Origin of the sequence: Xanthobacter variabilis (assembly GCF_043831965.2) — a bacterium.
Lineage (GTDB): Bacteria > Pseudomonadota > Alphaproteobacteria > Rhizobiales > Xanthobacteraceae > Xanthobacter.
Window position 1 is genome coordinate 1,144,339 of record NZ_CM195533.1, and the last position, 18,865, is coordinate 1,163,203.

Sequence of the window (18,865 nt, forward strand, 5' to 3'; positions counted from 1 at the left end):
GAACCCCATGAGAGTGTCTGGCCCAAACGGGTAAATTCGGAGTGAAAGTGCCGCGCCCCCTTCACAAGACCCCCTCGCGGCGGGCATCATGAAGGCGGAACAAGCATTTAGAAACCTTCCGGAGTCCTGCGGCGCACGATGACTGCCTGCCTCGCCGAAACCATAGATCCCGCATTTGAGATCCTGGGGCTCGAGGCCGCCGCCGGGCCGTTTGTCTTCAACTCCCCCCATTCGGGCCGCATCTACCCCACGAGCTTCGTGGCGCAGACACGGCTGGACTTTGCCACACTGCGCCGTTCCGAGGACAGCTTCGTGGACGAATTATTCGAGGACGTGGTGAACGCGGGTGCGCCGCTGATGCGGGCGCTGTTTCCGCGCTCCTTCCTCGATCTCAATCGCGAGCCCTATGAGCTCGACCCGCGCATGTTCGAGGGGCGGCTGCCGCCTTATGCCAACACGCGCTCGGTGCGGGTGGCCGGCGGGCTCGGCACCATCGCCCGCGTGGTGGGCGACGCGCAGGAAATCTATCCGGCCCGGCTCACCGTGGCGGAGGGGCTGGAGCGGATCGAGGCCTTCTACAAGCCCTATCACCAGACCCTGCGGCGCCTCATCATGGAGACGCAGCGGCGGTTCGGGCTGGTGGTGCTGGTGGACTGCCATTCCATGCCCTCCACCTCCATCCGTGACGAGAGCCTGAGGGCGGACTTCGTGCTCGGCGATCGCTACGGCACCAGCTGCGGCTGCGTCGTCACCCAGGCGCTGGAGCATGAGCTGTCGCGGGCCGGCTACCGGGTGCTGCGCAACAAGCCCTATGCGGGCGGCTACATCACCGAGCACTATGGCAACCCTTCCGCCGGCCTGCACGCGGTGCAGATCGAGATCAATCGCGCCCTCTACATGGATGAGGCGCGTTACGAGCGCGGGGTGAGCTTCGACCGCGTCCGGACGGACATTCGCGTTGCAATGGACCGCGTCTTCACCCAAGTGCTCACCGCACTGGATGTGCCCCGCGCCGCTGCCGAGTAGGTCCGGGGCCCGCTTGGCCCTTGAAACCGTTGGCTTCACGACGCACGCGTGACGAGGCTCTGCAAATTTGCAAATGGTGCCTTGCGTTTTCTGAATGGCAGATATACGAATTTGACCCGGTTGGTTGACCGGACCGGGTGGCCGGGGCGACTTTCGTCGCACCTTTGGTGTACCGAAGAATTCCGGCGGCCACGCGAATCAGGCTGAAATGGCCGGATTGCCGCATTTGAGCGCGCTTGCATTCCCCGTAGGGGCGAGCGGCCGGAATGTGGGATGTTTTGGAAGGACCGCCGGTCGGCGGAAAATCCCCGGATCGCAGAAGCGAGGGGAAGGCCAGCCGCAAAGGCAGGCCCAAAAAGAAAGGGGCCGTCCGCATAGGCGAACGGCCCAAGTCTAGGGAGGAAACGCCCAAGGAGGGCAGCGACAGAGCGACGCCAATCGCCATGTCGCAATGCACAAATAGCCGAGTGCAGTGCCAAAAATCAAGTGCCCGTTTGTCGCATCTGCGTAATTTTCAATATGTAACTGATTTTGTTGGAGATTTTTATATCATCCGCGACCCGCGGGTGAGTGGCCGGCCGTGCCGGAAAACGTCATCACAGCTGAAGCGTGGTCGAATCGCAGGGGCCTGGCCTGCCTGTCGGCGGGCGCATGCGTTCGCGGTGAGAATGGCGGCGCGGGAGTGGGTGGCGTTTCCGGCGAATGGCTCATTCAGAGCCCAAAAAAGAAAGGGGCCGCTTACCCATGGGGAGCGGCCCAAGTCTAGGGAGGAAACGCCCAAGGAGGGCAGCGGCATCGCAATCGGCAATGCCGCGCTGCACCAATATGTGAGTCTTCCCGGTCCGCATCAAGATTGTCGGTCGCGGATAGTTTAGGCAGCTACGGGCCTGTCAAAGCCTTGCTGGCATACGCTTCTCACGCTCCTGCCCATTCCTTGATCCAAAACGCCCGCAGGCTGTGCATGCAAACGCGCCATTTTGCCTTTCCTGGTGACTGTCCGCCTGGACGCAAACGCGGCAATTGAGGGTGGTGGGGCGCGGGCGGGCTTGATCCGGCTGCTCTTCCGCTGCATCTCCATGGACGTTGCGGGTGCGCCGACGGCGCGCCGTCCTTTGCCCGCGCGAGGTCATCTTGCCGGGCGTGTTCCTGTTCGGAGTGTGGAAGCCATGACCGCCGTCGCCATCGACGATTTCGTCCATAAGCTCGCGACGGTGTCGGGGGAGGCGATCCTGCCCTTTTTCCGCACCTCTCTCGGGGTGGAGGACAAGAGCCGGGGCAAGGCGTTCGACCCCGTCACGGAGGCGGACCGCGCGGCCGAGCAGGTGATGCGCCGGCTGATTCGCGAGACCTTTCCGAGCCACGGCATCATCGGCGAGGAGTTCGACAACCTGGCGACCGACGCGCCCTATGTCTGGGCGCTCGACCCCATTGACGGCACCAAGTCCTTCATCGCCGGCCTGCCCGCCTGGGGCACGCTGATCGGCCTGCTGAAGGAGGGTGATCCGGTCTATGGCATGATGCACCAGCCCTTCATCAAGGAGCGCTTCTTCGGGGATGGCGCGGTGGCGCGCTATAGCGGGCCGGCGGGTGAGCGGGTGCTGGCGGTGCGCGATTGCCAGCGTATCGAGGACGCCATGCTGTTCACCACCAGCCCACGCCTGATGAACGAGGCCGATCGCGGCGCCTTCGGCAAGGTCGAGGAGCGGGTGCGCCTCTCGCGCTATGGCGGCGACTGCTATGTCTATTGCATGCTGGCGGCGGGCCTGGTGGATCTGGTCATCGAGACCGAGCTCAAGGACCACGACATCGTGGCCCTCATCCCCATCATCGAGGGCGCCGGCGGCATCGTCACCAGCTGGGAAGGCGGCTCGCCGGCCAAGGGGGGGCGTGTGGTGGCGGCGGGCAGCCGCGCCGTCCACGAGCAGGCACTGGCCATTCTGACCGCCTGAGCGGACGGGGAATCAGAGCGCCGGCGTGCCGGGAATGAAGGCGTCGAAGGCCGCCCAGAACTGGGCGCGGAAGAAATCGCGCTCCATCATGATTTCGTGCTTCGCCGCCGGCACCACCACCTGGGCGCCGGCGATGAGGCGGGTGGCCAGATGCTCGATGGCCAGGTTGGACACCAGCCGTTCCCCGCCGGCGGCCACCATCAGCAGCGGCTGGCGGATCTGTGGGACGAGTTCGGGATCGGCAAGCTGGTCCATGGCGCGAAAGGCGGCGTAAAGCCAACCATTGGTGGGCGCTCCGATGCCGAGTTGCGGCGCCGCGCGCACGATCTCCGCGGTCCTTGCATAGCGCTCGGGATCGGAATTCACCGGATTGCGCTCGAACGGCACCTCGGTGATGGGCCGGGCGCGGCCGCCGGGCACGAAGGCCCGCGCGAAGCCGGCATAGGCCAGAACCGTCACCAGCGTCCGCACCAGCCGCGGGGCGGGGATCACGTCGATCTTGAGCATGGGCGCGACCAGCACCATGCGGTCGAACCAGCGCCGGCCCGCCAAAGTGGACTGGAGCAGGATGGTGCCGCCCATGGAATGGGCGAGGGCGAAATGGGGCGCCGGACAATCCGGCAGCAGCACCTCGCGCGCGAAGGCCTCAAGGTCGAGCTGGTAGTCCGCGAAGCGCCGCACATGGCCCTTGCGCGGGTTGCGTACCAGCCGCTGGGAACCGCCTTGGCCGCGCCAATCCAGGATGGCGACGGCGAAGCCCCGGGCCCGGAGCTCCCGCACCACCTCGAAGTATTTCTCGATGAACTCGCCCCGGCCGGTGAAAAGGGCCACGGTGCCCCTGAGTCCGCTGTCCGGCATCCAGCGCGCATAGCGCAGACGCACCCCATCGGCGGCGGTGATCTCGCCGGTAACAGCCCCTTCCGGGGTCGGATTGTTCGGAATCGAGAACAGGTCCATCGGGCCTCTGATCAGGCTGCGGCGGGCACGCCGGTTCCGGGAGGGTTATACCGAAGGCCCGATTATACCAAGGCCGCGATGATACCCCGAGATCGTGACTTTGCCTCTGCTTTCCAGGCGCGGAACGATCCGGTCCGGAGCCGTCAGGGGCCGGGCATCACGTCGTCGGGGGCCTGGGCGAGCACCGCAAAGCCTGTAATCTCCCCGGTGGCGGTGTCCACCACCAGCCGCAGGCGTTCGCGTCGGGGGCTGGTGGCCTCGCACAGCAGGCTGCGCCCGCGCCAGCGCAGCGGCTGGACCTGAGAGAAGCCGCGCGCCTCCATCGCCGCCATCACGGTCGCCACGTCGAGCCCATGCTGGCCCATCGGAAGGGGCGCCTCGAGATGGGAATAGACATGGCGTTGCGCCAGCGGAGGCTGGGCCACGGCGAGGGGCAGCAAAATGGGGTCCAGCTGCGCCGCCATGGGCGGGTGGAGCTGGAGCAGCGCCGGCCCCGCCGCCATGGTGATCAGCATCAGCACCGGCAGCCGCCTGAGGATGCACCACATTTCCGGCCCGTCCCTCTCCGCGGTGGCACCAAGGGTTACGCCTTTCGAGGTAGCCAATATAAATCACGCTCTTGAACATGAGGCGGCAGCCGCATTCATCTGGCGTTCATGGGCCGCCCGTGGGTCGGGGGCTTGACGGCCTGAAAGTGTATTCCCACATCAGCGAAGGTGCCGGTCATGATGACGGCACCACAACCGGGCCCGGCTTCGGCGGGCCCTGCATGTCGCTTCGAAGGAGGATATGCCATGCGTACGTTTGATCTGTCCCCGCTGTATCGCAATACTGTCGGCTTCGACCGTCTGTTCTCGCTCCTCGACTCCGTCGGTGGCGTGGATACGGCCCAATCCTATCCGCCCTACAATATTGAGCGCACCGGTGAGAACGCCTATCGCATCACCGTCGCCGTCGCGGGCTTTACCGAGCCCGAGCTCAGCATCGAGGTGAAGGAAAACACCCTGACGCTGAAGGGCGAGAAGAAATCCGGCGAGCAGGAGGAAAACGCCCAGGTGCTCTATCGCGGCATCGCCGCGCGCGCCTTCGAACGGCGTTTCCAGCTTGCGGACCATGTGGAGGTGAAGGGCGCCGTCCTTGAGAATGGGCTGCTGCACGTGGATCTCGTGCGCAACATTCCCGAGGCCAAGAAGCCCCGGCTCATCCCCATCAACACCCAGGCCGCTGCCCCCCGGTCCCTTGAGGGCGTGGTGGAGGCCCCCAAGGCGGCGTGAGGCGCGCGTGGCCTGAGGCGGCCCGCTTCGGGTGATTGACGACATTGCGGCGGCGCATCCAGCGCCGCCGTTTTTATTTGCCCGCTCTTGATCGGCGCCGCGGAACGGTCGAGGAAGGTGCGTCAGCCGCCCTGAAGGAACATCCCATCGTGGCCTCTCCGCGCAAGGTTCTCGTCACCACCCGCCTGTTCGATGACACCGCCGCCCATTATCTCGCCGAGCGAGGGCTTGAGGTGGTGCGTTCGGGCCTCGCCCCCGATGCTCTCGACACCGACATTGCCGATGCGGAGCTGGATCGCCTGCTGGAGGGCGCCGGCGGCTGGATCGTCGGCATGCGGGCGGTGACGCGCGAGGTGCTGGCCCGCCATCCGCAGCTCAAGGTCATTGCCCGGCGGGGCGTCGGCTATGAGCGGGTGGATGCGGCGGCGGCCGAGGAGCTGGGCCGGGTGGTGACCATCGCCGCCGGGGCCAATGACGCCGCGGTGGCGGACCATACGATGGCGCTGATGCTCGCGGTGCTGCGCCGCCTGCGCGAGAGCCAGGAGCGCCTTTCCGCCGGCGACTGGCGGGTGGTGAGCGGCGCGGATCTCTATGGCAAGACGGTGGGGCTGGTGGGCTTCGGCCGCATCGCCCGGCAGGTCGCCCGCCGGCTGCACGGCTTCGACGTGCGGGTGCTGGTGGAGACGCCGCGGCCGGATTTTTCCGTGACATCGGTTACTTACGCGACCCTGCCGGAATTGCTCGCGGCCAGTGACGTGGTGAGCCTGCATGCCCCCCTCACCGCGGCGACGCGCCACCTCCTCAATGGCGACACCTTTGCCCTCATGAAGCCCGGCGCGGTGGTGGTGAACACTTCCCGCGGCGGGCTGGTGGATGATGCCGCGCTGCTGGAGGCACTGCGGGCGGGCCGGCTGGGCGGCGCCGGCCTCGACGTGTTCGAGGCGGAGGGGGATCCGGCGCTGCGGCCGGTGGCCGACGCGCTCATTGCCCGGCCGGACGTGGTGGCGAGCGCCCATGCGGCGGGCTCCAGCCGCGAGGCGCTGGCGCGGGGCAACCTCATCTCCGCCCATTGCGTGGCTTCGGTGCTGGCCGGGGAGGATATGCCCGCCGGCTGCGTGGTCGCGGACGGGCGCTGAACGGGGCGCGGGCGCCGTCCCGCGTGTCACGGCGCTGTCATCGCTTGCCGGTACCCCCTGGCCGATCATGGAAGTGGCGCCTTCCGCCACGGCCGGCCGGGGGGCAGGATCATGGAAGCGCAAAGCGCGGGGGTGCAGGGGGCGGCGCCGGCGGGTGAGCCCGGGTCGGGCGGAGCGCCCATCGTGCGGGTCGAGGATGTGCGGAAGTCCTACGGTCCGGTGGACATCCTCAAGGGCGTGAGCTTCCAGATCGAGGAGGGGGACCTTGTCTCCATCATCGGGCCCTCGGGCTGCGGGAAGTCGACCCTGCTGCGCTGCCTGAATGGCCTGGAAAGCCTGGATACAGGGGTGATCGACATCTGCGGCGTGGCGCTGAAGCGCACGCCCGGCGGGAAGGCGGGAGCGAAACCCGGCGCCAATGCCGAGGCTGAATTCGCCCACGCGGCCCATCTGCTGCGCAAGAATGTCGGCATGGTGTTCCAGAGCTTCAACCTGTTTCCGCACAAGACGCTGCTGGAAAACGTGATGCTCGCCCCCATGGTAGTTAAGGGCACGGCCAAGGCGGAGGCGGAGGCCAATGCCGAGCGCCTGCTGCAGAAGGTGGGCCTGGGCGAGCGGCTGGACCACTATCCCATCGACCTTTCCGGCGGCCAGCAGCAGCGCGGCGCCATCGCCCGCGCGCTCGCCATGGCGCCCAAGGTGATGCTCTATGACGAACCCACCTCGGCCCTTGATCCCGGCCTCGTGGACGAGGTTCTGGACGTGATGAAGGAGCTGGACCGCGAGGGCATGACCCAGATCGTGGTGACCCACGAAATGCGCTTCGCCCGCGATGCCTCCGACTACATCATCTACATGGAGAAGGGGGAGATCGTCGAAATCTCGGACGAGGACGAGATGTTCACGAACCCCAAGGACCCGCGCACGCGCCAGTTTCTGCGCCGGTTCCTGTGATGCGCCTCGCCTTCGCTCTTCGCACCCGCCTGGGGTCCGCCATGCCATCCGCCGCGCCGCATTGCCGTTCCTCGCGTCTCGCCGGCCTTTGGGCCGCGCTGCTTCTCAGCTTCTGGGCCCTTGCCTTCGGCGCCGCCGCGCGGGCCGAAACGCCGGCGGCAGCGTCGGCGGCGAGCGCCTCCAAGCCCTCCGGCCCGCCGCTGCGCTATGGCGGCGACGGCACCTCGGGCGCGCCATACATCTTCAAGGATCCGGCCGATCCCAGCCGCACCGTCGGCTTCGAGGTCGACATCATGGATGAGATCGGCCGCCATCTCGGCCGGCCCGTGGTGTTCGTCCAGAACGACTGGAGCAACCTGATCCCCGGCCTCGATGCCGGCCTCTACGATGTCGCCCTGAGCGGGCTTGAGATCACGGCCGCGCACCAGGCCGCGGCGGACTTTTCCATTCCCTACTATACAACCTTCGGTCAGATCGTGATCCGAAGGGGCGAGATGCCGGTGGACGGACTCGCGGACCTCAAGGGCAAGAGCGTCGGCACCCTCAAGTCCAGCCAGATGGAATATGTGCTCAAACAGGCCGGCGGCATCGACGTGCGCTCCTATGATGAGGAGATCGACGCCTATTCGGACCTGAAGCTGAAGCGCATCGATGCGACCGTGATGGATTTCCCCATCGCCGTCTATTACGCCCAGCCGGACCGGGAGCTGCAATTCACCGGCCCGCCCATCGGCCGTATCGCCTACGGCATCGCGCTGAAGAAGGGGGCTCATCCCGAGCTTCTGGCGCAGATCAACACCGCGCTGTCGCAGATGTCGGTGGATGGCAGCCTGCACGCCATCCTGGATTCCTGGGCGCTGTGGTCGCCGGTGATGGCGCAGGTGACGGGCGACGCCAAGCCCATGATCGCCCAGCCCGTGAATTACGAGCACTTCGTGGAGGCGACCCAGCCTTCCGGCTGGCGCGCGCAGCTCGATCGCTATGCCCGCTTCCTGCCGCAGCTCGGCTGGGCGGCGCTGATGACGATGGAGATCTCCATTCTGTCCATGGTCCTGGCGGTGGGCCTGGGCGCGGCGCTGGCGCTGGCGCGGGTCTATGGCGGCACCGTGCTCGACCGCCTGGCCCAGATCTATATCGAGGTGGTGCGTGGCACGCCGCTGCTGATCCAGGTGCTGTTCATCTATTACGGCCTGCCGAAGATCGGTCTGCAGCTCGACCCGTTCGTGGCCGGTGTGCTGGCGCTGGGGCTGAACTACGCAGCCTATGAGGCGGAAAACTACCGCGCCGGCCTGCTGGCCGTGCCGCGCCACCAGATGGAAGCGGCGGTGGCGCTGAACATGACCGAGCGCCAGGCGTTGAGGAATGTCATCATTCCCCAGGCCGCGCGCATGGTGCTGCCGCCCACCACCAACGACTTCATCTCCCTCATCAAGGATTCGTCCCTGGTGTCGGTGATCTCCCTGGTGGAGCTGACCAAGACCTACGAGCAGATCTCCACCACCTATTACGATTATTTCGGAACCGGTATTCTGGTGGCGGCCATCTACCTGCTGCTCGGCCTGCCCTTCGTGCGGCTCGCCCACTGGGCCGAGAAGCATGTGAGCCGAGGCATGACGCGCTCCAGCCATTAAGGTCTGACGCGGCGGGGCCGGCGACCATGCGAGCTTGCGATCTGACGACTGATGATTTATGAAAATCGTCAGCTCTTCGGAGGCGCAGTTGAACGTCAAGGCCAGGGAAACGGCTGAGGAAACCCGCGAGCGCATCACGCGCGTGGCGGAGGATCTGTTTCGCCGCATGGGTTTCGCCAAGACGGCGGTGGCTGACATCGCCGCCGAGCTTGGCATGTCGCCGGCCAATGTCTACCGCTTCTTTCCCTCGAAGACCGCCATTGTCGCCACCATCTGCCAGCGCTGCCTCAGCGAGATCGATCGTGAGATGGCGGCCATCGCAGCCGGGCCGGGCACGCCGCAGGCGCGCATTGCCGGCATTTATCTGGCCATCCTGCGCTATCACAAGGCGAATTTCCTGGCCGAGCGGCGCGTGCATGACATGGTGCTGGTGGCCATCGAGAACAATTGGGAGAACATCGAGGCCCACAAGGAACGGATCCGCGCCGGGGTCGCCCAGGTCCTGGAGGACGGCATCCGCCAAGGGGTCTTCGAGCCGCACGACCCGCAGGTGGTCAGCGGGCTGATCCTGGGTGCGATGGTGCGTTACTGCCATCCCGTGCTGGTGGCCCAGAATATCGACGAGGATCTCGAGGCGAGCGTCAATGCGACCGTGGCCTTCCTGCTGCGGAGCATTGAGCTGAAGCGCTCGCCGATGGAGCCGGGCGTTTCGGAGTAAGCGGGGAGCGCGTCGCACGAAGAAGGCGCGTCAACCCGATGCGGGGAGCGTCGTCCGCGCGCCGTGGCGAACGGAAAACGGCTCCGGCGGTGCGTGAGGGAAGGGGCGGCCTTTCTCGCGCATTTTGTGACGATTATTGAAAGTCATCAGCGTTGAACCTTAAACCTTCACTCATCAGGGCCGGTGTCATGGCACACTTTTTCCGCCGTCTGTCGTTGCCGACGCTGCTGCCCGCGGGCGGCGCCGCAGGCCATCCGGCCTTCGCTTCCGTCCTTGCCCGGCGCGCTGTTCCGCTTGCTGCCGCGCTGACGCTTTGCGCGGTGCTCGCCGGCTGCGGTGAGCCTGCGCCCGCGCAAACCGAGGCCGCCCCGGCCCGCCCGGTCCAGGTCACATCGGTGCAGTTGCGCCCGCGCGAGGCGGAAAAGACCTTCGTGGGCGTGGTCCGCGCCCGGCGCGAGATCGACCTCGCCTTCCGGGTGGGCGGCAAGGTGGTTCAGCGCAAGGTGGAGGTGGGCGACCGGGTGGTGCCGGGCGACCTCATTGCCCGCATCGACCGCGAGGACCTGAAGCTGGAGCTGGAAAGCGCCCGCGCCGAGCTTGCCGCCGCCACCGCCAACCTTGCCCAGACCTCCGCCGAGGATGGGCGCTATCGGTCCCTGACCGCCAAGGGCGTCGCCTCCAACGCCGAGCTGGACCGCAAGGCTCTGGCCAAGGAAGAGGCCGTCGGCCGCCTGGAGCGCGCCAAGCGCGCGCTGGAGCTGGCGGAGAACCGCCTATCCTATGCCGATCTGTTGTCGGATACGGCTGGCGTGGTGGTGTCCACTTCGGCCGAGCCGGGGCAGGTGGTGTCCTCCGGTCAGACCATCGTGCGGGTGGCGCGGCTGGATGAGAAGGAAGCGCTGGTGGCCCTGCCGGAAACGGCCCTTGCCGCCGCCCGCACCGCGGGTGCCAGCGTGACGCTCTGGGCCGATCCCGACCGCCGGATCACCGCCCACCTGCGTGAGCTTTCGCCCCAGGCCGACCCGGTCTCACGCACCTATGCCGCCCGCTTCACCCTGGACGGCGCCGACGAGACGGTGGCCCTGGGCATGACCGCCACCGTGACGCTGGCTCCGAAGGACGGGGTGATGGTGGCGCGCCTGCCCCTGTCCTCGGTCTTCGACAAGGGCCACGGCACCCATGTGTTTGTGGTGGACGAGGCGACCCACACGCTGGCGGCGCGGCCGGTCGAGGTGGTCGGCTACACCGAGGATTCCGCATTGATTTCCAAGGGGGTGAACCAGAACGACAAGGTCGTGACCCTGGGCGTGCAGACCCTGGAGCCGGGCCAGAGCGTGCGCACCGTGCCCGTCAAGGGCGAGGCCACCGGCTCCATCCGCGCGGAGGCGAAGCCGTGAGCGCGAACCTCGAAACCCCGCCCGTGGAAACCCCGCCCGTTCATGGCCCCACGCCCGAGGAGCAGAAGGCGCTGGACAGCCCCTTTAACCTCTCGCGCTTCGCCATCACCCACCGGGCGCTGACCCTGTTTGCCATCATCCTCCTGGGGGCGGCGGGCTTCTATTCCTATCTCAATCTTGGCCGCGCGGAGGATCCCTCCTTCACCATCAAGGTGATGGTCATCTCAGCCGCCTGGCCGGGCGCCACGGCGTCCGAGATGCAGTCCCAGGTGGCCGACCCCATCGAGAAGAAGCTGCAGACCCTGCCGCACCTCGACCGGGTGGAGAGCTATTCGCGGCCCGGTGTCAGCTTCGTCCAGGTCTATCTGGCCGACACCACGCCGCCGTCCGCCGTGAAGGACCTGTGGTACCAGGTGCGCAAGAAGGTGGGCGACATCCGGGGCGACCTGCCCCAGGGCGTGGTGGGTCCCAGCTTCAACGACGAATATGGCGACGTCTATTCCGCCCTCTACATGCTGAGCGGCGATGGCGTGCCCCCCGCGGAGCTGAAGCGGCAGGCGGAGCTGATCCGCCAGCGGCTGCTGCGTGTGCCGGACGTGGAGAAGGTGGACCTCATCGGCGAGCGGCCCGAGCGCATCTATATCGAGTTCTCCCACGCGCGCCTGGCCACTTTGGGTATCACCCCCACCCAGATCTTCGACAGCGTGGCGCGGCAGAATGCGGTGGTGGCCGGCGGCGCCGTGGACACCAAGGCCGATCGCATCAATCTGCGCCTCACCGGTGCCTTCACCGGAGCCGAGGCCATCGCGGAAGTGCCCATCAATGCGGGCGGCGCTTTGGTGCGGCTGGGCGACATCGCCACAGTGCGGCGGGGCTATGAGGACCCGCCCTCCTACCTCATCCGCCAGCATGGGCGCCCGGCACTGGGCATCGGCGTCTCCATGGCCCAGGGCGCCAACATCCTCACCTTGGGCGAGGAGCTGAAGGGCGCCATGGCGGAGGCCATGACCGAGCTGCCGGTGGGCATCGACGTGGTTCAGGTGGCGGACCAGCCCCACATTGTGGGCGAGTCCGTGGGCGAGTTCCTGAAGACCTTCGCGGAAGCGCTCGTCATCGTGCTGGTGGTGAGCTTCCTGTCCCTGGGCTTCCGGTCCGGTATCGTGGTGGCGCTGTCGGTGCCGCTGGTGCTCGCCATCGTGTTCCTGGTGATGTTCGCCTCCGGCATGGACCTTCACCGCATCACGCTCGGCGCGCTCATCATCGCCCTGGGGTTGCTGGTGGATGACGCCATCATCGCCATCGAGATGATGGTGGTGAAGATGGAGGAGGGCTGGGACCGCCTCTCCGCCGCCAGCTTCGCCTGGACCTCCACCGCCTTTCCCATGCTCACCGGCACGCTGGTGACGGCGGCGGGCTTCCTGCCCGTGGGCTTCGCGCGCTCTTCCTCCGGCGAATATGCCGGCGGCATCTTCTGGGTGGTCGGCATCGCGCTGGTGGCGTCGTGGTTCGTCGCGGTGCTGTTCACGCCCTATCTCGGCACGGTCATCCTGCCGGACATGCGGGGCAAGCACGCGGCCCATGAGCTGCGGGATGGCCGGCTCTACCGCGTGCTGCGCGCCATGCTCGAGACGTGCCTGAGGCACCGTTTCATGGTCATCGGCGCCACGGTGGGGCTATTCGTGCTGGCAGTGGTGGGCTTCGGCTTCGTGCAGCAGCAGTTCTTCCCCACCTCCACACGCACCGAGCTGTTTCTGGAAATGCGGCTGCCGGAGGGGTCCTCCATCGAGGCTACCCAGAGCACGGCCAAGAAGGCGGAAGCACTGGTGGGGGAGGATGAGGGCATCCTTTCTTCCACCACCTATATCGGCCAGGGAGCGCCGCGCTTCTGGCTCGGCCTCAATCCGGTGCTGCCCAATCCCAATTTCGCGCAAATCGTCATCGTGACGAAGGACCTGGAGGCGCGCGAGCGCATCAAGGCGCGGCTCGACAAGGCGGTGGCCGAGGGCGCCCTCTCCGAGGCGCGGGTGCGGGTGGACCGCTTCGTGTTCGGCCCGCCGGTGGGCTTTCCGGTGCAGTTCCGCGTGGTGGGGCCGGACCCGCTGATGGTGCGTGACATCGCCGAGAAGGTGCGCCTTATCATGGCGTCAGATCCCGCCATTATCGAGCCGCATCTCAATTGGGGCGAGCAGGTGAAGTCCATCACCCTGTCCGTGGACCAGGACCGGGCGCGGGCGCTGGGCACCACCCCGCGCGACCTTGCGGAGACGCTCCAGACCCTGCTTTCCGGCTATACGGTCACGCAGTATCGCGAGGGCAATCTGCTCATCGGCGTGGTGGCGCGCGCGGTGCCGGAAGAGCGGGTGGACCTGGAGCGGCTCGGCGCCCTCACGGTGACCAATCGCAACGGGGTGGCGGTGCCCCTCGGACAGGTGGCGCGCATCGCCTATGCCAGCGAGGAGCCCATCCTGTGGCGCCGCGACCGCGACCTGGTGCTGACCGTGCGCGGCGATGTGAAGGACGGCGTGCAGCCGCCCGACGTCACCCTGCGCCTGCTGCCCAAGCTGAAGGCGCTGAAGGCGTCCCTGCCGGCCGGCTACCGCATCGAGACCGGTGGTTCCATCGAGGAGAGCGCCAAGGCCAACAAGTCGCTGGCGGCGGTGTTTCCCATCATGATCATCGTGATGCTCACCATCCTGATGATCCAGCTGCAGAGCTTCTCTCGCCTGGCGCTGGTGATCGCCACCGCGCCGCTGGGGCTGATCGGTGCCTCCACCGCGCTGCTGGTGACGCACCAGCCGTTCGGCTTCGTGGCGCTGCTGGGGCTTATCGCGCTGGCGGGCATGATCATGCGCAACACGGTGATCCTGGTGGACCAGATCGACCACGACATCGCCGCCGGGGCGACACCCCATCGCGCCATTGTCGAGGCCACCCTGCGCCGCGCGCGGCCAGTGGTGCTCACGGCCATGGCGGCGGTGCTGGGCATGATTCCGCTGGCGGAGAGCGTGTTCTGGGGGCCCATGGCCATCACCATCATGGGCGGCCTGCTGGTGGCCACCGCGCTGACGCTGCTGGTGGTGCCGGCCCTCTACGCCACCTGGTTCCGGGTGAAGGTGACGGACGATCTTCCTTCCGCCGGGTTGCCTCATCCGGCGGAATGAGGAACCGGCGCCGCGGCCGCTACCGCCGGCGCCGGTTTCCTTCATGGGCACGGCCCCCGGTTCCGGGAACCGGGGGCCGTGCCGCGTTCAGGTCGTGTGCATTCAGGCGCGCTTCTCGCGCAGGGCCAGGCCGAAGAAGACGGTGCCGACGCCGTTGACGATGAGGTCGATGCCCAGGAACAGGCCGAGGATGTAAAGCGAGTTCACCGGCCACTGGGCGATGATGATGGCGCCCAGCAGCAACGTGATGAAGCCGGAGAAGACAATCCAGCCCCAGCCGCCGCCCGCGCGCGAGCCGAAGCCGGCGGCGATGCGGAAGATGCCTTCCACCGCCAGCGCCACGCCGATGAGCAGGGTGAAGATGCCCGCGCCCAGGGCTGGGTTGTACATGATGAGGCCGCCGGCCACGACATAGAGCAGGCCCGCCAGCAGCCAGTAGAAGAACTGGCCCCAGCCCTGCACCCGGAAGGCGTGGATGACCTGGATGACGCCACCCACCAGGATGAGTGCGCCCACATAGATGGTGACGCCGAGGGTGAACAGCAGCACATGGCCGAGCGCGATGAGACCCAGCACCACGAAGGCGATGCCGAGGGCAACGAACCAGCCCCAATTGGCCCGGATGGCGTGCAGGCGGTCGGCGACCGCGGACGCCGGAGTGGATGCAGGCATTGTCATGTTACCGTCTCCAGATGGGAGCTTGTGAGCATCGCGCAGGTGAGCTCCTGTCGTCCCCACGATCATACAGGAGGAAAGCGCGCCACAGAATGTGGCTAAAGTGTGCGAGCTATACCATGACGTGCGCGATCCGCGAGGGAAAGAACGCAGAGCATCGCGGCGCGGGCCACGGCCTGATTGCGTATACGGTTGGAGATGTCGCCGGCGCCTGTCCTTGCGCGCCCTCCCGACGCAAGAGCCGATCAATCTCTATCGGGCGCTCTCGCCTGCCGCTAGGAGGGGCGGGCCAGCTGCTTCGGTTCCGCCCGTGGCTGGCGCCGCTGTGTTTTCAAGGCCATGTGCCTGCGCCGTTTCCTTCTCGGGAAAGGTTGCCCGCTTCACTTGATGAGCCGTCTGGGGCGGCCTTTGCCCACGGCCCGCAGGGGTGGGCGGATCATGACGCATCGGGCGTGAAAAAGAGCCGCGCGCAAAAGCAAAAGGCGCGCCGGTGAGGGCGCGCCTTTTGCTTTTCGGGGCAGATGAGCGGGTCAGTGACCGGCGCTGGCGGAAGGTGTGCCGGCTGCGTTCGCCTGAACCGTGGGAGAGGACGGCTTGGGCAGGATCACCACCTTGGTGCCCACATTCGCGCGGTCGAACAGGTCTTCCACATCGTTGTTGAGCATGCGGATGCAGCCGGACGACACGAACTTGCCGATGGTCTGGGGCTCGTTGGTGCCGTGGATGCGGTAGATGGTGCCGCCCAGATAGAGGGCGCGAGCGCCCATTGGGTTACCGGGTCCGCCGGCCATGAAGCGCGGCAGATAGGGCTGGCGCTGGATCATCTCCGTCGGCGGGCGCCAATCGGGCCATTCCGCCTTGCGGGAGATGCGCTCGGTACCGGACCAGGTGAAGCCTTCGCGGCCCACGCCGATGCCATAGCGCACGGCCTTGCCGCCGCCGAGGACATAGTAAAGGTAGGTGTTCGGCGTATCGATGATGATGGTGCCGGCCGGCTGGGTGGTCACATAATCCACGGTCTGGCGGCGGAAGCGATCCGGAACCGGTTCGGCGGGATCCACGTCCTCGATACGGGGGCCGGAGGGGGCCTCCTGGGTGCCGGGCACCACAGCGGCGTTGGGGCTATACACCCCCGCCGGCGGCGTGACTGCGGCGGAAGCCTGATTGCCATAGCCATAACCGGGCGACTGCTGTCCGGCGCCGCTGCGATAGGCGGGCTGACCATAAGGCGGCTGGGGATAGGAAACAGAGGCCTGCTCGGACGTCGTCGCCGAGGGCGCCTGTCCATAGCCGGACTGAGTCGCCCCGGACTGCTGGTAGGGCGACTGCTGGTAGCTCGCCTGCGGATAAGCGGGCTGCTGATAGGTCGTGGCGTTCGCCTGGCCGCCATAGGACGGCGCCTGCTGATACCCGCTGGGCGGGGCGACCTCGGAGCGCTCGACTTCGCCGCCAGCCGCGGAGGGCGTGCGGGCGTAAGGATCGCTGTATCCGGGAGGGGCTGCATTATAGCTGCCGCTGACCGAGCCGGGAGGAACGGTGCCGGTCTCGTCCCCCGCTCCGTACTGGCTGGTGCCGTAACCGGAATTGTACGCGCCCTGCGCAAAGGCCGGCACGGTGAAAAGCGACGCCCCGAAGGTGGCGAGGAGGAGTTTCTGGCGCAACGTCATGAGATTGGAGTTAACCCTGAAACGTGACGAAATTGGAAACGGGCGAGAATAATTTTTCGACACGTTGAGGCTGAGGTTGTACGCCCGGCATTGCCCCGCGCGACGTCAGGCACGACCCTCGAAGTCCGCATGTACCCCGCCTCCGTCCCCGGAGCAACGCGCGCAGCTGCAACGCCGCATATCGTGATCGGTATGGCTTGCGCGGGCCTCTCACTCTTGAAATGACGACGCAAGAGATATAAAGATATCTTTATGTCTCATCCCGAGAGCGCCGCGCGCCTGTCCTTTCCCGCCCTGCTGGAAGCCTTGAAGGCCGGCGGGGAGGATACGCGTCTGCGCCTTCTTTCGGTGCTGGGAGAGGCGGAGCTGACGGTGTCGGACCTGACGGAGATCATGGGCCAGTCGCAGCCGCGCATCTCCCGCCATCTGAAGCTGCTGGCGGAGGCGGGGCTGCTGGAGCGGCATCGCGAGGCGAGCTGGATCTTCTATCGCCGCACCAATGAAGGTCCCCTGGGCCGGGTTGCCACGCGCCTGCTCGATCTGCTTGATCCGGACGACCCCGTGCTCGCGCGTGACCGCGAGCGGCTGGAGGCGGTACGGGCGGCTCGCGCCGCCGCGGCCCAGGGCTATTTCGCCAGCCATGCCCGTGAATGGGATGAGATCCGCAAGCTGCATGTGCCCGAGGCGGCGGTGGAAGCGGCGGTGCGGAACGTTCTGGCGGATGCACCGGCCCGCTCGCTGCTGGACCTGGGTACCGGCACCGGGCGCATGCTTGAATTGTTCGCGGGCGACATCGAGCGGGGCCTCGGCCTTGATCTGTCGCCGGAAATGCTGGCGGTGGCGCGCACCAATCTGGAGCGCGCCGGCATCCGCCATTGCCTGCTGCGGCAGGGCGATGCGTATGCGGTGCCGGCGCCGCGTGATTCGTTCGACGCTGTCATCGTGCATCAGGTGCTGCACTATCTGGACGACGCGGGCCGCGCGCTCATGGAGGCGGCGCGGGTGCTGAAGCCAGGCGGGCGGCTGCTGGTGGTGGATTTCGCGCCCCATGATCTTGAATTTCTGCGAGAGGCCCACGCCCACCGGCGTCTCGGCTTCGCGCGCGAGACGGTGGAAGGCTGGCTGACCCAGGCGGGCCTGCAGCCGGAGCGCTTCGAAATGCTGGCGCCCGAGCATGGGCGTGAGGAAGGGCTGACGGTCTCCCTGTGGCTGGCGCGCGATCCGCGCGTGGCGGCGGGGGGCACCGAGGCTGAGCAGGCTGCATCGCCCGAAGCGGGCGCGGCCGACAGGGAGGTGGCGTGATGAGCGGGCAGCCGGGGATCCTCGCAGGGGCCGAGCACGTGCGGGCGAGCCGGGAGATGGGGCGGGCGCCCGTTTCCGTTTCCTTCGAGTTCTTTCCGCCCAAGACCGAGGAGATGGAGAAGACCCTGTGGGCCTCCATCGGCCGGCTGGCGCCGCTCCGTCCGGAATTCGTCTCAGTGACCTATGGCGCCGGCGGCTCCACGCGCGAGCGCACCCACGCCACCGTGGCGCGCATCGTGAAGGAGACGGACCTTGCCCCGGCGGCCCACCTCACCTGCGTCAACGCCACCCGCGAGGAAGTGGATGCGGTGATCCGCTCCTATGGCGAAGCGGGCGTGAAGCACATCGTCGCCCTGCGCGGCGACCCGCCCGCGGGCGTCGGCACCCACTATGAGCCCACGCCGGGCGGCTATGCCTATGCGGCGGACCTCGTCGCCGGCATCAAGCGCATCGGCGATTTCGAGGTGTCGGTTTCCGCCTATCCGGAAAAGCATCCGGAAAGCCCGTCCATCGAGGCGGATATCGACGTGCTGAAGGCCAAGGTGGATGCGGGCGCCACCCGCGCCATCACCCAGTTCTTCTTCGAGAACGACGTCTATTTCCGCTATCTGGACAGGGTGCGGGCGCGCGGCATCGACATTCCCATCGTGCCAGGCCTGTTGCCGGTGACCAATTTCAAGCAGGCCTCGAACTTCGCCACCCGCACGGGGGCGAGCGTGCCGGCCTGGCTGCTCAAGCGGTTCGAGGGGCTGGATGACGATCCCGAGACCCGCAAGCTCATTGCCGCCGCGGTGGCGGCCGAGCAGGTGACCGACCTCGTTGATCGGGGTGTCACGGACATCCACTTCTATACGCTGAACCGCGCCGACCTTGTTTATGCCATCTGCCACCTGCTGGGTCTGCGGCCCCAGCCGGCGCAGGGCGCGGCACAGGGGGCAGCGGCCGGAGCGCAAGCGCTCGCTGTCTGAGATTTCCGGACCGGCGCCGGGCCTGACGGCTCCGGCGCCGGTCCCCCGCA

At 67.1% G+C, this 18,865-nt stretch carries 15 protein-coding genes; 11 read left to right on the plus strand and 4 right to left on the minus strand.

Features of this window, described 5'->3' with window-relative positions:
* The first annotated feature begins 138 nt into the window (after window positions 1–138).
* A complete protein-coding gene (locus tag V5F26_RS04975; RefSeq protein WP_394946842.1) occupies window positions 139–1,026 on the plus strand; it encodes an N-formylglutamate amidohydrolase in 888 nt (295 codons plus the stop codon).
* Between the two features lie 1,166 nt (window positions 1,027–2,192).
* Window positions 2,193–2,975 (plus strand): histidinol-phosphatase, encoded by a 783-nt coding sequence (gene hisN, locus V5F26_RS04980; RefSeq protein WP_234053327.1) that lies wholly within the window; start codon window positions 2,193–2,195, stop codon window positions 2,973–2,975.
* A 12-nt stretch (window positions 2,976–2,987) separates the two neighbouring features.
* On the opposite strand, the gene V5F26_RS04985 is transcribed toward hisN, so the two are convergent.
* Window positions 2,988–3,932, minus strand: a complete 945-nt coding sequence (locus V5F26_RS04985) for an alpha/beta fold hydrolase (protein ID WP_394946843.1) — start codon at window positions 3,930–3,932, stop codon at window positions 2,988–2,990.
* Between the two features lie 143 nt (window positions 3,933–4,075).
* Window positions 4,076–4,480 (minus strand): hypothetical protein, encoded by a 405-nt coding sequence (locus tag V5F26_RS04990; protein WP_394057368.1) that lies wholly within the window; start codon window positions 4,478–4,480, stop codon window positions 4,076–4,078.
* 246 nt (window positions 4,481–4,726) lie between these two features.
* Here V5F26_RS04990 and V5F26_RS04995 point away from each other — a divergent pair, with 246 nt between their 5' ends.
* The 7 genes from V5F26_RS04995 (at window position 4,727) to V5F26_RS05025 (ending at window position 14,203) form a co-directional block, all read left to right on the plus strand.
* Window positions 4,727–5,206: an Hsp20 family protein gene (locus V5F26_RS04995; RefSeq protein WP_394057366.1), complete on the plus strand. Its 480-nt coding sequence runs from the start codon at window positions 4,727–4,729 to the stop codon at window positions 5,204–5,206.
* A gap of 149 nt (window positions 5,207–5,355) precedes the next feature.
* A complete protein-coding gene (locus V5F26_RS05000; protein WP_394946844.1) occupies window positions 5,356–6,342 on the plus strand; it encodes a phosphoglycerate dehydrogenase in 987 nt (328 codons plus the stop codon).
* Window positions 6,343–6,453: 111 nt separating this feature from the next.
* Window positions 6,454–7,296 carry an amino acid ABC transporter ATP-binding protein gene (locus tag V5F26_RS05005; RefSeq protein ID WP_394946845.1) on the plus strand — a complete coding sequence of 281 codons (843 nt, stop codon included), beginning with the start codon at window positions 6,454–6,456 and terminating at the stop codon, window positions 7,294–7,296.
* A gap of 41 nt (window positions 7,297–7,337) precedes the next feature.
* Window positions 7,338–8,927 (plus strand): ABC transporter substrate-binding protein/permease, encoded by a 1,590-nt coding sequence (locus V5F26_RS05010; RefSeq protein ID WP_394057362.1) that lies wholly within the window; start codon window positions 7,338–7,340, stop codon window positions 8,925–8,927.
* 58 nt (window positions 8,928–8,985) lie between these two features.
* Complete coding sequence (locus tag V5F26_RS05015; RefSeq protein WP_394946846.1) at window positions 8,986–9,645, plus strand: TetR/AcrR family transcriptional regulator; 660 nt, start codon at window positions 8,986–8,988, stop codon at window positions 9,643–9,645.
* A gap of 188 nt (window positions 9,646–9,833) precedes the next feature.
* Window positions 9,834–11,042 (plus strand): efflux RND transporter periplasmic adaptor subunit, encoded by a 1,209-nt coding sequence (locus V5F26_RS05020; protein ID WP_394946847.1) that lies wholly within the window; start codon window positions 9,834–9,836, stop codon window positions 11,040–11,042.
* A gap of 71 nt (window positions 11,043–11,113) precedes the next feature.
* Window positions 11,114–14,203, plus strand: a complete 3,090-nt coding sequence (locus V5F26_RS05025) for an efflux RND transporter permease subunit (protein WP_394947089.1) — start codon at window positions 11,114–11,116, stop codon at window positions 14,201–14,203.
* 102 nt (window positions 14,204–14,305) lie between these two features.
* Here the strand turns inward: V5F26_RS05025 and V5F26_RS05030 are convergent, their stop codons facing one another.
* Both V5F26_RS05030 and V5F26_RS05035 read right to left on the minus strand, forming a co-directional pair.
* Window positions 14,306–14,881: an HdeD family acid-resistance protein gene (locus tag V5F26_RS05030; protein WP_234053335.1), complete on the minus strand. Its 576-nt coding sequence runs from the start codon at window positions 14,879–14,881 to the stop codon at window positions 14,306–14,308.
* 527 nt (window positions 14,882–15,408) lie between these two features.
* The gene (locus V5F26_RS05035) at window positions 15,409–16,545 is read right to left on the minus strand and encodes a L,D-transpeptidase family protein (RefSeq protein ID WP_394057355.1); all 1,137 of its coding nucleotides are present in this window, start codon (window positions 16,543–16,545) and stop codon (window positions 15,409–15,411) included.
* 252 nt (window positions 16,546–16,797) lie between these two features.
* Between V5F26_RS05035 and V5F26_RS05040 the strand changes: the two genes are divergently transcribed.
* Both V5F26_RS05040 and metF read left to right on the plus strand, forming a co-directional pair.
* The gene (locus V5F26_RS05040; RefSeq protein ID WP_394946848.1) at window positions 16,798–17,847 is read left to right on the plus strand and encodes an ArsR/SmtB family transcription factor; all 1,050 of its coding nucleotides are present in this window, start codon (window positions 16,798–16,800) and stop codon (window positions 17,845–17,847) included.
* Window positions 17,847–18,815, plus strand: coding sequence for a methylenetetrahydrofolate reductase [NAD(P)H] (gene metF / locus V5F26_RS05045; protein WP_394946849.1), 969 nt, complete (start codon window positions 17,847–17,849; stop codon window positions 18,813–18,815). Before V5F26_RS05040 ends, metF begins: the two co-directional genes overlap by 1 nt.
* The last annotated feature ends 50 nt before the right edge of the window (window positions 18,816–18,865 follow it).

Excerpts from the sequence above, each read along its gene's own strand:
- V5F26_RS04975 (WP_394946842.1), top strand. The coding sequence starts at position 139 with ATGACTGCCTGCCTCGCCGAAACCATAGATCCCGCATTTGAGATCCTG.
- hisN (WP_234053327.1), top strand. The coding sequence starts at position 2,193 with ATGACCGCCGTCGCCATCGACGATTTCGTCCATAAGCTCGCGACGGTG.
- V5F26_RS04985 (WP_394946843.1), bottom strand. The coding sequence starts at position 3,932 with ATGGACCTGTTCTCGATTCCGAACAATCCGACCCCGGAAGGGGCTGTT.
- V5F26_RS04990 (WP_394057368.1), bottom strand. The coding sequence starts at position 4,480 with ATGTGGTGCATCCTCAGGCGGCTGCCGGTGCTGATGCTGATCACCATG.
- V5F26_RS04995 (WP_394057366.1), top strand. The coding sequence starts at position 4,727 with ATGCGTACGTTTGATCTGTCCCCGCTGTATCGCAATACTGTCGGCTTC.
- V5F26_RS05005 (WP_394946845.1), top strand. The coding sequence starts at position 6,454 with ATGGAAGCGCAAAGCGCGGGGGTGCAGGGGGCGGCGCCGGCGGGTGAG.
- V5F26_RS05010 (WP_394057362.1), top strand. The coding sequence starts at position 7,338 with ATGCCATCCGCCGCGCCGCATTGCCGTTCCTCGCGTCTCGCCGGCCTT.
- V5F26_RS05015 (WP_394946846.1), top strand. The coding sequence starts at position 8,986 with ATGAAAATCGTCAGCTCTTCGGAGGCGCAGTTGAACGTCAAGGCCAGG.
- V5F26_RS05020 (WP_394946847.1), top strand. The coding sequence starts at position 9,834 with ATGGCACACTTTTTCCGCCGTCTGTCGTTGCCGACGCTGCTGCCCGCG.
- V5F26_RS05030 (WP_234053335.1), bottom strand. The coding sequence starts at position 14,881 with ATGACAATGCCTGCATCCACTCCGGCGTCCGCGGTCGCCGACCGCCTG.
- V5F26_RS05035 (WP_394057355.1), bottom strand. The coding sequence starts at position 16,545 with ATGACGTTGCGCCAGAAACTCCTCCTCGCCACCTTCGGGGCGTCGCTT.
- V5F26_RS05040 (WP_394946848.1), top strand. The coding sequence starts at position 16,798 with ATGTCTCATCCCGAGAGCGCCGCGCGCCTGTCCTTTCCCGCCCTGCTG.
- metF (WP_394946849.1), top strand. The coding sequence starts at position 17,847 with ATGAGCGGGCAGCCGGGGATCCTCGCAGGGGCCGAGCACGTGCGGGCG.